The sequence below is a fragment of the Zymomonas sp. genome, assembly GCF_020216885.1.
GTDB lineage: Bacteria > Pseudomonadota > Alphaproteobacteria > Sphingomonadales > Sphingomonadaceae > Zymomonas.
In genome coordinates, this window is sequence record NZ_JAIWON010000114.1 from 1 (window position 1) to 14,795 (window position 14,795).

Below are 14,795 nucleotides of genomic sequence, written 5' to 3' on the forward strand. Positions count from 1 at the left end.
TTGCGAGGATCGACGGCAAGAGCGCTTTCAAGAAGTTGTTCGGCCTCGAGCAGATGGCCTTCCTTTTGCGATTTTTCAGCCTGAAGCATCAAATGGGTGGAATAGGGATTGATATCGCTATCCGCTCTACCTTGAAGCACGGGTGTTCCTGAGGCCAATGTCAGAGAAAGGACAAGGGCTAAAGGCGAAAAATGCATTATTTTCTCCGGAAAAGGAACAGACTGAAGACTACCCATGACGACCGATAATGACCGATTAAGGAAAACTCTAACCTGACTATCTTGCCATCGCAACGAATAGTTATGATGGCGGAAAGAGACAATCAGGTCAGTAAAGATTTTATCCGTTATTGATGAGAGACAAAAACGCTGATTTTAGCTTTAAATTTTGCATCTTATCACGGTTTTAACGACCGATATAACGGAGCCGACTGACAAAAAAGCCATCACTTTTGTCTTGAAGCACAGTAAAGCGACGACCATCCCCGCGCAAACGACCCGCTTGGACATCTGGATTTTCGGCTGTCCAATCAGGATGGCGATTGAGGAAAGCCGCAATCTGGTTAGCGCCTTCATCATCCAGTAAAGAACAGACGACATAGACCAAATAGCCATTGGGGCGAACCAGTTGAGAGGCGACATCCAAAAGATGGCTTTGCGTGTCGATAACCCGTTGCAAGCGCGCCGGATTGAGGCGCCAGCGGGCTTCGGGATTCCGCCGCCATGTGCCACTTCCCGAACAAGGGGCATCAATTAACACGAGATCCGCTTGATGTGCGAGGTCGCCTAATGCCTTCTCTTCCTGTTTAGGATTAAGGAGGCGTTGTTCAATGGGAGGTAGTTTTGCCCGTTCAGCACGGGGTTGCAACCGAGACAGACGATTCCGGTCGGTATCGCAAGCGATCAAATCCAATTTTGCCGCAGGGTTATCGCCCAGCATATCGCTAGCCAAAGCAAGGCTTTTGCCCCCTGCCCCCGCGCAAAGATCAATGACTTTCATGCCAGATTGGGCTTGGCAGATAGCACTTGCCCATTGAGAACCGGCATCCTGTATTTCGATCGCACCCGATTTCCACAAAGAAGATTGATCGACTTTTGTGCCTTCGGGAAGACGAACGGCATAGGGTAAGCCGGATATTACTTGCCCTTCTGGGAAGGTCGCAAGAACTGTGTTTATATCCGTTAAATGAGGATTAAAGCGAATATCGAGCGGAGCGCGCCCCAAAAGGGCATTTTGTTCAGCGCTGTCGATATCACTGGCCACCATCTTTTCTGCCAGCCATGCAGGGAGCAAAGAGGGGTTTTCTTCTGATAAACGGGCTGCTTCTGCCCGTTCTTTAGGGGTTATCGGCTTTGGGGCGCGCGTTGATCCGTCGAATAATGCCGCCAATTCAGGATCATCATAGGCGAGCCGAACCATAGCCGCCCGCCCATTGGCTGGACAATTCCCCGTATGGCGAATTGCCCGATAAACCCATTCACGAATAGCTGCCCGATCTTTTGAACCCGCATAGCGGCGCGTTTTGAAATATTGGCTAATCAGTCGATCAGCCGCAGAACCTTCGTCACGCACCGCCTTAGTAATCTGGTCAAGCAGTTCTATGGCGGCTTCTACTCTGGCTTGAGGGATCACCGCCAAGACTCCTTTTGATCGTTACAACAAAGCTTCTAGCGAAGCGGATAGTTCGGGGCTTCACGGGTGATGGACACATCATGCACATGGCTTTCATTCAAGCCAGCATTGGTGATGCGCACAAATTTACCGCGTTTTTGCAATTCGGGAATGGTAGCCGAACCGGTATAGCCCATAGCGGCTTTGATACCGCCCATCAACTGATGGATAACGGCAGAAGCGGCACCCTTGTAAGGCACCTGACCTTCGATACCTTCTGGAACCAGTTTCATCTGATCTTTGACATCCTGCTGGAAGTAACGATCAGCTGAACCAAGAGCCATAGCGCCAACAGAACCCATACCACGATAGGATTTGTAGGAGCGACCCTGATAAATGAAGGTTTCGCCCGGGGCTTCTTCAGTGCCAGCAAGGAGCGACCCCACCATGACAGTGGAAGCACCAGCGGCCAAAGCCTTGGCCAAGTCACCGGAAGTCCGAAGACCACCATCAGCAATAATCGGGATATTGGATTTAGCGGCTTCCTTGGCAGATTCCATAACAGCCGTTAACTGAGGCACACCGACACCAGCAACAACGCGGGTCGTGCAGATGGAACCCGGACCAATACCGATTTTGACGGCATCCGCACCGGAATCGATCAGGAAGCGCGTGGCTTCTGGGGTGGCGACGTTACCGGCAACAACCTGAATTTTGCTGGAAAGTTTTTTCAGACGTTCAACCGAGCGACCCACATTGAGATTATGACCATGCGCCGTATCAATAACGATAAGATCACATTCGGCATCAATCAAAGCTTCTGCCCGTTCAAAACCAGAATCACCAACCGTCGTTGCAGCGGCAATCCGAAGGCGACCGGAAGGATCCTTGGTAGCGGCCGGATAAGCAACCGATTTTTCGATGTCTTTTACCGTAATCAAGCCAAGGCAGTGATAATTGTCATCAACGACCAACAGCTTTTCAATCCGGCGCTGATGCAGCAAGCGACGAGCTTCATCCTGCGTAACACCCGGTTTCACGGTTGCCAGATTTTCATGGGTCATCAGTTCGGACACTGGCTGATCGAGATGTTCGGCAAAACGGACATCGCGGTTCGTCAGAATACCGGCAAGACGGCCAGAGGCTTCGACCACCGGAATACCGGAAATCTGGTATTTATCCATCAAAGCGCGGGCTTCGCGGAGATTACTGTTAGGCGTAATCGTGATCGGATTAACGACCATGCCGCTTTCATAGCGTTTGACCTGACGCACGGCTTCGGCCTGTTCTTCCACCGTCATATTGCGGTGTAAAACGCCAATACCGCCGAGCTGCGCCATGACGATACCCATTTTGGCTTCGGTTACCGTATCCATAGCCGAAGAGAGCATCGGAATGTTGAGTGAAATTTCCCGTGTCAGGTTGGTACGGAGGTCGGCCTGACTGGGAAGAACATCAGAGGCTGCGGGACGAAGCAATACATCGTCAAAAGTGAGGCCTAGACTGATTTCCATTGTGAATCCCCCGGATCAGGCCCGTTCAAAACCTTAATCATAGAAATTCATAAGGATCTGATTGGGCAATAAGATTCGTAGCCCTATATAATGGGATGGCTTTGCTTTCTAGCACCTGATGGGGTTTTTCCTTATTTATTTTGCATTTTTTGTTTAAACCCGTTGTTAGAAGCGGAAATAAATCAAAGAACCGATCAAGAGCAGCGAAAGGATAAAAAAATTTGGCCGATAATGGTTGCCATTTCACAATGATTTATGCAGTAGAGCGAAAATAAATGACTGCTTCAATCGCCTTGGTCGATGATGACCGTAATATTTTAGCCTCGGTTTCGATGACGCTTCAGTCAGAGGGATTTTCTGTCAGAGTCTATTCTGATGGGAAAACGGCTCTGAATGCGCTTTTGGAATCGCCGCCCGATCTGGTTGTTTTGGATATCAAAATGCCCATCATGGACGGCATGGAGGTTTTGCGGCGGTTGCGTGAAAAAAGCATGGTGCCGGTCATTTTTCTAACCTCCAAAGATGATGAACTAGACGAGGCCTTGGGTTTAGCATCCGGTGCCGATGATTATATCGCTAAGCCTTTCTCTTTGCGGTTGTTGATTGCGCGGATTCGGGCTTTGTTACGGCGCACCGAAGCCAGATTTCAGGAAAAATCTGAAGAAGCGCCCCAAAATAGCCATATCATTGTTAGAGGTCGTCTGGTGATGGATCCTGATCGTCATCAGGTGTCATGGGACGGTGAGGATATTTCCTTGACGGTGACAGAGTTTCTGATCCTTGAGGCTTTGGCGCAGCGCCCCGGTTTTGTAAAATCGCGTGACCAATTGATGGATACCGCCTATCAGGATGATGTCTATGTCGATGATCGCACCATAGACAGCCATATCAAGCGCCTGCGGCGTAAATTCCGTCAGGTAGATAATCAATTCAAAAGTATAGAGACGCTCTATGGTATCGGCTACCGATTTGCCGAAGAATAAAGAAGAAGATGCAGCATCCCGCCATCACTGGCGGAGAAACGAGCTTGCGCTTGGTTGGTCGGCACGTTGGTCGCTGACTGCCCGTATTTTGGCCGTAAATATTTTCGTTCTTCTGATATTTGCTGGCACCTTCTTCTATGTCGCCCAATATCGCGATCGCCTGACGGGTCTTCAGACCGGTAAATATAAAGCGATGGTCGAGCTTATTACCGATAATCTGGAAAATACACCGGAAGCGGAATGGGATCGCTTGATCGGTAAGATGGGACAGCAAACTGGTTTTCGTATTCGGATTTTTAATTCCGACGGAAAAAGGCAATTTGATAGCTGGAACGGACAGCCGCCTACTTATACTATTCATGACCCGAAAAAAGATGACTGGCAGCACCGCCTTGCCCGCACATTGGATCGGATCAATGATATTGTCGTCCATGCCAGCCCGTTAAGTTATTATCAGGAACCGACAGATGACCGGCTGCAAGTCTGGCCGGAAGCGGTGACTGCCCGTAGCCAGAACAAAATGGCAGCCCAGATAAGATGGGCGGCTGATCGGACACCGTTGATTTCAATCGCGACCCCTATCGGGAAAGAGGGCGCAACCTTATTTGCAACGGATAACCCGCGTTACATTACCCATAAAGTCAGACGACAGCGTTTCTGGGCGATGATCGTATTATTGGTCGTCACCTGTGTTTCTGTCGGATTGTCTTTGTTTTTAGCACGGACGATTGTTCACCCGTTAAAAAGTCTTGCTAAAGCCGCCGTGCGTGTCCGTTTGGGACGGGCAAGAGAGGTTCAAGTGCCTCGCCTGCCCGCGCGCCGCGATGAAATCGGTCTATTGGCGAGATCGCTGTCCGATATGAATACCGCCTTGCAACAGCGGATTGATGCGACAGAGGCTTTTGCGGCTGATGTGACTCATGAGCTGAAAAATCCGTTAGCTTCGTTACGATCGGCGGTAGATAGTCTTGAAATGATAAAAGACGATCATTTGCGCCAGCAGTTGATTACCGTCATTCGTGACGATATTCAGCGGTTAGATCGTTTAATTACCGATATTTCAGAGGCTTCGCGTGTTGACGCAGAAATGGCGCGTTCCAGCTTTGAAGTCATCGATTTGGGCCCGTTAATTCAAGGGGTTACCAAACATTGCGAGAGGCGGCCTGATGCAGCCGATGTCCGTATTGCTTTTGCCCGTCCGCAATCTGGTATTGCCGTGGTTTTGGGGGATGGCACGAGATTGACGCGCGTGGTTGAAAATCTGATTGATAACGCGATTTCATTTTCGCCGCCGGATGGTTTGGTGACGATTACCACGACCCGCGACAAAGATGATGTTATCATCAGAGTTGAAGATGAAGGCCCCGGCGTTCCCGATGACGCTAAAGAAGAAATTTTCCGGCGATTCCATTCTGTTCGCCCCAGTCAGGAAGCCTTTGGTCGCCATAGCGGTTTAGGATTGGCGATTGCGAAGGCAACAGTCGAAGCCCATCATGGCACGATTGAAGTTTCTAAGCGGTCGCATGGGAAAGCGGGTGCCAGCTTTATCGTCCATCTTCCCGCAGCGCCGATCATTCATCCGACCCAAAATGGCAAAAAAGCCTAGAGAATGGATAAAATAGCCCTGACATTCCAAGCGAAATGGATAAAAATTTTTACCGAAAAAGGTGATTTTGGAATATCTATTTCTTATCGCTTTTGACTGTGATTATCTTTGTAATGTCATAGGCTAAAGCGTTCTAATTGAGATGTCTTCTGTAACTATTGAAAATACAAGCAAGGCCGGTGGTTCAAACGAATCATCGGCCTTGATTCATGCAACGACGATATTGGTCAAGAATCACGGCGTTCTTTTGATCGGCGCATCCGGCAGCGGAAAATCAGATCTTGCTTTGCGCCTGATAGATCGTGGAGCCATGCTGGTCAGCGATGATTACAGCTTGATAGAAGCTGATTCAGAAAAACAGCTTTTGGTTGCCTCTGTGCCTTCCCATATTGCAGGTTTATTAGAAATAAGAGCTTTGGGAATCGTCAAGATGCCCTTTTCTCCCAAGGCGAATCTGGCTTTGGCTGTCATTTTGGATGACAGAGTTGAACGGATGCCTGATCCTGCCCATTCTGTAGAAATTTTAGGGCGATCTTTGCCGCTTTTAACGCTTAAGGCTTTTGAGGCTTCGACACCGATAAAAATTGAAATGAAAATAGCGTGTTTACAGGGAGATATTCTGCTAAAAGATTGAGATTGAAGAGGATATCTTACCTATGAGCCGGAATGATTTGTCTTCTGCCCCCTCGTCTTCTGCGGCTCCGCCTGCGCGTATTTTATTGGTAACTGGATTATCGGGTGCCGGTAAATCAACAGCGCTTCGCACCTTTGAAGATATGGGATGGGAAACCGTCGATAATTTACCGCTTTCTTTGTTGGAGCGGTTAATTCTGACGCCGCCATCATCGGTTGCGGCGTATAAAGGGCGGCCTTTGGCTTTGGGTATTGATAGCCGCACCCGTGGTTTTACTGTCGAGGCTTTTCTAAAAGGGGTTGAGCAGCTTCGCCAGCATCATAGCCAGCCGATTGATATCCTTTTTCTTGATTGTTCTGACAGCGAGTTAATGCGGCGCTTTGATACAACAAGGCGGCGGCACCCTCTAGCCCTTGATCGACCTATGGAAGATGGCATTTCCGAAGAACGGGCTTTTTTGGCACCTGTCAGAGAAATTGCTGATTTTCTCATTGATACCACCACGACCAGCAGCCACAGCTTGCAAAGTGAATTAAGACAGCAATTCGCATCGGAAAACAGTGTTGCCCCGAATGTGTCGATTTTGTCTTTCGGTTTTTCGCGTGGTATTCCTAGAAATTGTGATCTTCTTTTCGATATGCGCTTTCTTCAAAATCCCTATTGGGAAGAGGCTTTGCGACCTTTGACCGGACTTGATCCAGAGATTGCCGCCTATATCGAGCAAGACCCTTCTTTTTTACCCGCAGTTACAAAAATTAAAGATCTGCTTCTTTTTTTGTTACCACGCTATATAGAGACCGGAAAAAGCTATATTGTTATTGCTTTTGCTTGCACAGGTGGGCGGCACAGATCGGTTTATGTTGCGGAGTGGATAGCGGCTCGGTTGCGTCAGGCGCATTTTTCTCTCACTATTACCCATCGTGACCTAAAACTACCTCTGCTCGAATCGCAATCAAACCGGATACGGGCAGGAAAGGCATATCAAGGCGGATGATCACTTCATGATTGGATTGGTGTTAGTAACGCATGGGGGGCTGGCGGCAGAATTTGTCACAGCCATGGAGCATGTCGTTGGAAAACAGGAAGCTGTTGCCGCGATTTGTATCGGCCCCGATGATGATATGGAAAACCGGCGTGCCGACATCGCCAAGGCTATTGCCGAGGTCGAAAAAGGTGACGGTGTTATTCTTTTAACCGACTTATTCGGTGGAACGCCTTCAAATCTGGCGATCTCATTGATGCAACCCGGTAAAGTCGAAGTGATTGCCGGTATCAATTTACCGATGCTTATTAGGCTGGAACGCGCCCGTAGACAACAGGACGTTCAAACGGCAGTTGCGGCTGCCCGTGAGGCTGGACGAAAATATATATCAGTGGCTTCTGAAATATTAGGCGAATCATTATGACCCCTGTTATCCGAAAAGTGCAGATTACGAATAAACGCGGTCTTCATGCCCGTGCGAGCGCCCGTTTTGTGGCTTTGGCCTCTGCCCAATCAGCCGTGATTGAAGTTGAAAAAGACGGCAATAAAGTCGTTGGAACCTCGATTATGGGGCTGATGATGTTAGGCGCTGCCATTGGTGACTATGTCACCATTTATGCCTCAGGTGTTGGTGCTGAACGGGCTGTCAGTGCCTTGGCCGATCTGGTTGAACAAAAATTCGGCGAAGAATAAGGACTATCTGTTTTTTCATGCCTAGAGCTATTACCGCCTTTTCCAATCCGCTTATCAAACGTGTTCGTTCCTTGCGCGATAAAAAACATCGCCGCGAAGAGGGACTGTTCCTAGCTGAAGGCTTGCGTATTTTAACCGAAGCCCGTGAAGCGGGTTTTATTCCGGTCTATATTTTCTTTGCGGCTGATAGTGCGGCGCATCCTTTGGTTCAGCAACTCATTGACACTGTTGAGGCGAAGGGGGGCGAAGCCATCGAAACCAGCCGTGATATTTTGCATAAATTATCCGGCAAAGATAATCCTCAGACCGTTATTGGGGTTTTTGAAAGTTTTACCCTTCCTTTGTCTTCTATTGACCGCAGACAGGCACCGATCTGGTTGGTGGCTCAATCTTTGAGAGATCCCGGAAATCTTGGCACCTTGTTACGCACCGGTGATGCGGTTGGTGCGGGTGGATTGATCCTGATTGATGATTGTGTCGATCCTTTTTCGGTCGAGGCTGTGCGTGCGACCATGGGGGCGTTATTTACCCAAAAAATAGCTACCGCCCGTTGGGAAGATTTCCTTGTCTGGTTACGACAGGGAGAAGGTGATCTGATCGGCACCAGTTTGCGGGCAACCCAAGATTATCAAGAACCACGTTATCAAACGCCCAGCTTTGTTCTGGTCGGAAATGAAGCCCAAGGTTTACCCGATTCTTATGAGGATGCCTGCGACCATCTGGTTAAAATTCCAATGATGGGGCGTGCTGATAGCCTGAACGTTGCCGTAGCGGGTGCCATTATGGCTTATGAAGTCTTAAATCAGCAGCGAAAAAGCCGCTAAATGGATTTATCAGGACATTGCCATTTCCGTTAAGGGCAGGAAAAGATCAGCTATGAAATTCAACAGAATGACCCTTATTGCCTCCCCGACCCCGAAGGCACAAAAAGCCGCAGAAGAGCTGAAAAAATTATACCAATGGTATCCGTTGGAAGAAGCGGATGTCATTATCGCCCTGGGCGGGGATGGTTTCATGCTGCAAACGCTGCATCATCTTCTGGATAATAGCTTTAATCTGCCAGTTTTCGGGATGAATTTGGGAACGGTCGGTTTTCTGATGAATGAATGGCGGCCAACTAATCTTCTTCGGCGGCTGATAAGAGCTAAACAATTTACCGTTTATCCGTTGCGGATGGATGGTCAGACGGTTTCTGGTGAGCAAAAAATATATCGGGCTATCAATGAAGTATCCATGTTGCGGGAAACCCGTCAGACCGCCCATATCGAGATCAGCGTTGATGGCCGGATTGTTTTGCCTGAATTGGTTTCTGATGGTGTGTTAGTCGCAACCCCTGCCGGATCGACAGCGTATAATTTGTCTGCCGATGGTCCAATTTTGCCTTTTGATTCCGGTATGCTGGCATTGACCCCGATCAGCCCTTTCCGCCCAAGGCGGTGGCGGGGCGCGATTGTGCCAGATGGTTCTATCATTGATATGCGGGTAGTTGACCCCGATAAAAGGCCGATGAGTGCTGTCGCCGATCAGCGTGAATTACGTGAAATTGCTAATTTGACGATCACGCTTGACCGGACAACGCCGCTTCATCTTCTCTTTGATCCCAATCATGCCTTGGATGACCGGATTGCGCGTGAACAATTCCGCTTATGTTAATCCGGCTTTGCTAAGAAGAAATGCCATTTTCTGTTGAGGAACAAAAAAGCCTGTGATGGTTTTATAAAAGATTATCGGATTCAGCAGCGCTGAATTTCATACTCATATCTGAAAATATATCTTTGTTTTTTGGATATCAGGCTGATTTTGAGACCTTTTATTCAGAAAGAAATTGTTATTTTCGAGAATATCGGCATAGAGCTTGTATTCACAAGGATGTTGTCTGACTTGTTACGATAACGTCACGTCAGAATAAGAGTTTTATAACCGCTGATTTGGTTTTTGTCTGATATTGTCTTGATACGGCTATAGAGAAGGTAAAGCGTGTCTGTTTTTATGAAAATGCTGTCGCCACTCAATCATAGGCTTTTTCACAAAATACGTTTTATTTTGCCGCTGTTTTTCTCTTTTTTCTTTTTAAATCAGTCTCTCTATGCCCAAGACACAGGCGTAGATAATAGCAGTCAGGCTAGTCAAGCGCAGCCGCAAGGCAATCAGGCTTTATCGAAATCAGAAGCCAAAAAATTACTGAATATTCTGGATAATCCTAAAAAACGGGAAGAATTTACCCAAACGCTTTCTTTGATTGCAAAGGGATTACCAAGCGATCAGGCTGGCGCTAATGCTGCTGCCAGTGATAATGCGGATAGCGATTCCAGCGCCTCTAATGCAGCTTCGAATAGTCAGGAAGCGACGGCTCCGAAAACGGCAGCTGTAGCGGCGAAACCAGCCAGTAAGGCCACGGCTCCTGCGGCAGCAGATAGCAGCAGCACCGAAAATAGCAGTGATCCGACGGCTTTGATTGATAAAGATGTGAGTGACGATCTGAATATCGTCTCGCGCTATATCATCAAATATACCACGAGCTTTGCAGCCATATTCAAAGATATGGGCTTTATCAGTCGTTGGTTTCATTATGAAATGACGCATCAGGCTGCCAGAAGCATTCTTTTTAGTGCGGTTTTTTATGGGTTGTTGATTTTTGCTATTGGGCTAGCGCTTGAATATACAATAGTCTTTTTTACGCGCGGGTTGCTTCGAACTATCAAAGAACGCGCCCAATCCTATGAGACCGCATGGAGCCTGAAACATGCGCCCCAGCCCGAAAATAATGACGATACAAGCGACAAGTTAGAGATTGCTTCCGATGTAGGCGATGCGGGTTCGGATAATTCAGAAGAAAAAGCGGCTGAGACCAAGGAAACGCGAGCAGAAGACCATCGTCGCCAAAATGAAGTGATGGCCTTTATTATCCGTATTCCTTTTGCCTTTTACCATTTGGCCACCAAATTATTGCCAGTCGCTGTTTTCTTGGGCTTTAATTATATTGTTTCAGCGCTGATATCGCCTAGCCGTCAGGCCGAGGCTTTGACCTTGTCTCTTGCCAATGCTTATGCCTTGTCGCGCACCGCCTATATTATTTTGGAATCTACCTTTGCACCAAAATCGCCCCCGATTAGGCTTCTTCCTGCATCGGATTCTACAGCCGCTTTGGTGATAAAATGGGCCAATATCCTCGTCATAACGCCTGCAATTGGTATGTTTTTGATCTCTATGGGGGATGAATTCCATATTGCGCGGCGCGGCATTGAGGCTTTGATCTTAGCCTCTATTCTGGTCGAACATCTGTTTTTAGCCGCCTTTATTTGGCGAATCCGGCATATTGTCGCGCAGGCTTTGCGCCCGCCGGAAAAATTACAGAGCCGTCCCTTCTGGCGCTTTATCAGCACAATTATTGGCCTTTGGTGGATACCGGCTATCTTTGTCGATATCGCCTTGTGGGTGGTCTGGGCAACCCGTTTCCATGGTGGCTACCGATGGATGCTCCGCAGCTGTGTTTTGACTATTGCGATTTTGGTTTTCTCTCGTCTGGCGGCAGTTTTGGCCTATGGCGCACAAGAAAATCTGTTCAATTTTAATGACGACATGAAAAGCCGCTATCCGCGATTACAGAAGCGCGCTGATTTCTATTATCCTTATGTCCGCAGCATTATCACCTTTGTGATTACGGCGGTTTCGCTGATTGCTTTGACCCAAAGTTGGGGTATCCCTACCCTTCGCTTTCTTTTCAAATCATCAATCGGCGCGCGCCTGACCAGTCTGGCCTTTAGCCTTTTTATCGCGATCACTGTGGCTGTAACGCTGTGGGAATTTATCAATGCGATGTTGAATCGCCAGATAGACCGCTATCATGAAAGCAATCAGTTCAGTCGGGCAACACGGTTACGCACGGTTTTTCCGATTATCCGCACCGTGCTTTTGGTCTTTATCATAGCTATCGTTGCTGTGACGACTTTGTCTCAAATCGGTATCAATGTGGCACCTTTGCTGACCGGTGCTGGTATCATGGGTGCGGCGATCGCCTTTGGTTCGCAAAGCCTTGTGAAGGATTTTATCACCGGCTTCTTTATGCTGGTGGAAGATGCGATTCAGGTCGGTGACTGGGTTTCAACCGGTGGTGTTTCTGGCACGGTCGAGCATCTCTCGATCAGAACTTTGCGTGTTAGAGCCGTGAATGGTGATTTGCACATCATTCCTTTTTCTTCTGTGTCTTCTATTGCCAATACAGGCCGCGATTTTAACCAGATTATTATTCGTCAGACGCTTGATCTATCGGAAGACCCCGATCGTCTCGTTAAAATTATGCAGAAGACTATCGACGAAATGCGGAAAGAGGATGCCTATAAAGACATCATTTATTCCGGTTATAATGATCTGGGTGTTGATATTTCAGACAGCAATGGTTCGGTTTTAGTAGGCTCTATCCGCACTGCGGCAATGATGAAATGGAAAGTCCAAAGAGAATTTTATCGCCGTCTGGGTAACCGTATGGCCGACGCGAATATCAAATTCTATACCGGCACTTCCTATTATACAACACCGCCCGGATCGCCGTTACATTGGATCAACGATCAGCCTAGCCCTGCGCCGCAATCGGATACCGATATGATGCGGAAACTGGAGGCGGCCAATACCCATTCTGATGAGGCCGTGAAGACCGGTCAAAAGAAGGATAGCTCACCGTCTCCAAAATCAGCAGGGAAAGAGGCTGATACGGATTCCGAGGCGAAAGATGTTCGGGGAAAAGCCTCTGGTGAAGGTTCCAATCAGAAAGATTCTGGAGAATAGAATTAAAGTTTAAATCCTGACAGGATTTTATCCGGCTACCTGATATCCATCACGCATAGGTAGCCGGATTTTTTCGTGATCTATCTCTGACTATTGAAATGATAGGGTATCGTTAGAAGAAAAGTTTTCCGACTAGCATAAGATATTTAAAATGGGCTTTTTAGCTTGTGGTAAAGCGCCTTAATTCTGTTTGATGGAAGAAGATTATATCTGGTATTTCGTCAAATTAGGCCGTTTTACGAAAGAAATATTACCGGTGGCATAAGCCGACAGGCCTAAAAAGACGTTGTTATTACCTTATCATTTTTAATCGCATCATCTCGTATAAAACCGTCATATAGCTAGTTTTATTGAGGGTAATGCCCTTATCCCTTGAGAGGTGAGAGCCTGTCAGGGGATTTTTTTAATACATTGAATGCGGAAAAAGGGGGCTGTGATTTCTTGCTTTTGAATTGGCCTGTTTCATAAGCTGCTATTTTATTGACTATTGGCCGATTTTTAGTGGTTTTGGATAATTTCGGCTTAGTTTGATGTAAAATTTAGAAATGATAGATTTCATTTGTTTCTATTTATGGAGTTAAAATCTTCCAGTAAGCCTATGTTGAAAGAGCAAGAATAGCTTGAACGGGAAAACTGGCTTGTTGTCTTGTTGTGAGGCCATTTCTGTTAAGTGGAATCTTGAGGCTTTGATGTTGTTTTGACTGGAGTTTCGTCAAATGAAGCCGTTTGTTTCTTTAGCCGCTACGGCATTTTTCTTGTCTTTTACGGCTGTTGACATGGCTTCGGCTGAAGCGGTGAGCCATGCCGAGCAAATTCAGGCCGGAAGCTATGATGTCGAGCCTTATCATACCCAAGTCGCCTTTTCGGTACTGCATTTTGGATTTACCTATTATCAGGGTATTTTTTCACAAATATCAGGCAAACTTGATCTTGATACCCAGAATCCTGCGAAATCGAGTCTTGCCGTCACTATTCCAGTCACCTCGGTTCTGACGACCAGTTCAAAACTGGATGACGAATTAAAGGGCGACCAATGGTTTGATAGCGCGAAATTTCCTGAAGCTCGCTTTGTTTCAACTGAGATCCGTCAAACGGGTAAAAATGAAGCGGTGGTGACAGGTAATCTGACTTTGCACGGCATTACCAAGCCTGAAGTTTTGAAAGTGCGTTTTATCGGCGCGGGTATCAATCCTTTAGACAAAAAATATACGGCTGGTTTTGAAGGCGACACGACAATCAAACGCAGTGATTTTGGCATTAAAACCTATGTTCCTTATGTCAGCGATAACGTGGCGCTGCATATCGCCGGTGCTTTTGAAAAGCGGAGCTAAAATCTTTTAAGCGGATATCTGTAATCCAGACTGAAGACTTTCCTTTCAGGGAATTGTCATTGAGGTCTGGAATCAAGGAATCGCTATGGCTCTTTTCAGGATTAGAAGCGTTTATCAAAAAGGCTTCATATTGATACCGTAGAGATGTCCCCTTTTATGAAATGAAAGGGAAAGATTTTAGCTAACCATGATCTGATAAATAGTGGCCTTTTGTCACCGGATTAAAGGGCAAAATACGGTCATAAAAATTTTACCATCACAAAAGAAGGTTGTTGATTATGCCTAAAATTCTTGTTCTTTATTATTCCACTTATGGTCATGTCGAAAGCATGGCCTATGCCGTGGCAGAAGGCGCACGTGCTGCCGGAGTCGAAGCCGATGTGAAACGGGTACCGGAATTAGTGCCTGAAGAATCCGCCAAGAAGAACCATTTCAAGATCGACCAGAAAGCACCGATTGCCGAGCCGAAAGATTTATTGGAATATGACGGCATCATTGTGGGTGCACCAACCCGATTTGGACGTTTGCCGTCACAAATGGCGAATTTTTGGGATCGGACGGGCGGCATCTGGGCGCAGGGTGCCTTGATTGGAAAGGTCGGAGCGGTCTTTACCTCTACCGCGACCCAGCATGGCGGACAGGAAACCACGCTTTATTCC

13 protein-coding genes and 1 pseudogene are annotated in these 14,795 nt (G+C 47.4%); 11 read left to right on the forward strand and 3 right to left on the reverse strand.

Features of this window, described 5'->3' with window-relative positions; genetic code table 11:
* The 3 genes and pseudogenes from LDL18_RS06455 to guaB all read right to left on the reverse strand — a co-directional run.
* A pseudogene (locus tag LDL18_RS06455) lies at window positions 1–197 on the reverse strand (hypothetical protein); the annotation flags it as partial.
* Window positions 198–405: 208 nt separating this feature from the next.
* A complete protein-coding gene (locus LDL18_RS06460; protein WP_296507952.1) occupies window positions 406–1,632 on the reverse strand; it encodes an RsmB/NOP family class I SAM-dependent RNA methyltransferase in 1,227 nt (408 codons plus the stop codon).
* Window positions 1,633–1,667: 35 nt separating this feature from the next.
* Entirely contained in the window at window positions 1,668–3,125 is a 1,458-nt protein-coding gene (gene guaB / locus LDL18_RS06465) for an IMP dehydrogenase (protein WP_296507930.1), read from the reverse strand.
* Window positions 3,126–3,400: 275 nt separating this feature from the next.
* Between guaB and LDL18_RS06470 the strand changes: the two genes are divergently transcribed.
* From LDL18_RS06470 to wrbA, 11 genes are all read left to right on the forward strand, one after another.
* The gene (locus LDL18_RS06470; protein ID WP_296507932.1) at window positions 3,401–4,108 is read left to right on the forward strand and encodes a response regulator transcription factor; all 708 of its coding nucleotides are present in this window, start codon (window positions 3,401–3,403) and stop codon (window positions 4,106–4,108) included.
* Window positions 4,077–5,714 carry a HAMP domain-containing sensor histidine kinase gene (locus LDL18_RS06475; protein ID WP_296507934.1) on the forward strand — a complete coding sequence of 546 codons (1,638 nt, stop codon included), beginning with the start codon at window positions 4,077–4,079 and terminating at the stop codon, window positions 5,712–5,714. Before LDL18_RS06470 ends, LDL18_RS06475 begins: the two co-directional genes overlap by 32 nt.
* A 142-nt stretch (window positions 5,715–5,856) precedes the next feature.
* Entirely contained in the window at window positions 5,857–6,348 is a 492-nt protein-coding gene (locus tag LDL18_RS06480) for an HPr kinase/phosphatase C-terminal domain-containing protein (RefSeq protein ID WP_296507936.1), read from the forward strand.
* Window positions 6,349–6,370: 22 nt separating this feature from the next.
* Entirely contained in the window at window positions 6,371–7,342 is a 972-nt protein-coding gene (gene rapZ, locus LDL18_RS06485; protein ID WP_296507938.1) for an RNase adapter RapZ, read from the forward strand.
* 7 nt (window positions 7,343–7,349) lie between these two features.
* Entirely contained in the window at window positions 7,350–7,754 is a 405-nt protein-coding gene (locus tag LDL18_RS06490; RefSeq protein ID WP_296507940.1) for a PTS sugar transporter subunit IIA, read from the forward strand.
* On the forward strand, window positions 7,751–8,023 hold the full coding sequence (locus LDL18_RS06495) for an HPr family phosphocarrier protein (RefSeq protein WP_014848148.1): 273 nt from the start codon (window positions 7,751–7,753) through the stop codon (window positions 8,021–8,023). The genes LDL18_RS06490 and LDL18_RS06495 overlap by 4 nt, the downstream gene beginning before the upstream one ends.
* A gap of 17 nt (window positions 8,024–8,040) precedes the next feature.
* Complete coding sequence (locus LDL18_RS06500; RefSeq protein ID WP_296507944.1) at window positions 8,041–8,847, forward strand: RNA methyltransferase; 807 nt, start codon at window positions 8,041–8,043, stop codon at window positions 8,845–8,847.
* A 52-nt stretch (window positions 8,848–8,899) separates the two neighbouring features.
* Window positions 8,900–9,676, forward strand: coding sequence for an NAD kinase (locus tag LDL18_RS06505; protein ID WP_296507945.1), 777 nt, complete (start codon window positions 8,900–8,902; stop codon window positions 9,674–9,676).
* A 324-nt stretch (window positions 9,677–10,000) separates the two neighbouring features.
* Window positions 10,001–12,805: a mechanosensitive ion channel domain-containing protein gene (locus tag LDL18_RS06510; RefSeq protein ID WP_296507947.1), complete on the forward strand. Its 2,805-nt coding sequence runs from the start codon at window positions 10,001–10,003 to the stop codon at window positions 12,803–12,805.
* 716 nt (window positions 12,806–13,521) lie between these two features.
* Window positions 13,522–14,136, forward strand: a complete 615-nt coding sequence (locus LDL18_RS06515; protein WP_296507949.1) for a YceI family protein — start codon at window positions 13,522–13,524, stop codon at window positions 14,134–14,136.
* Between the two features lie 278 nt (window positions 14,137–14,414).
* Window positions 14,415–14,795, forward strand: a 381-nt coding sequence (gene wrbA, locus LDL18_RS06520) for an NAD(P)H:quinone oxidoreductase (protein WP_296507950.1), incomplete at its 3' end; no start/stop codon positions are given.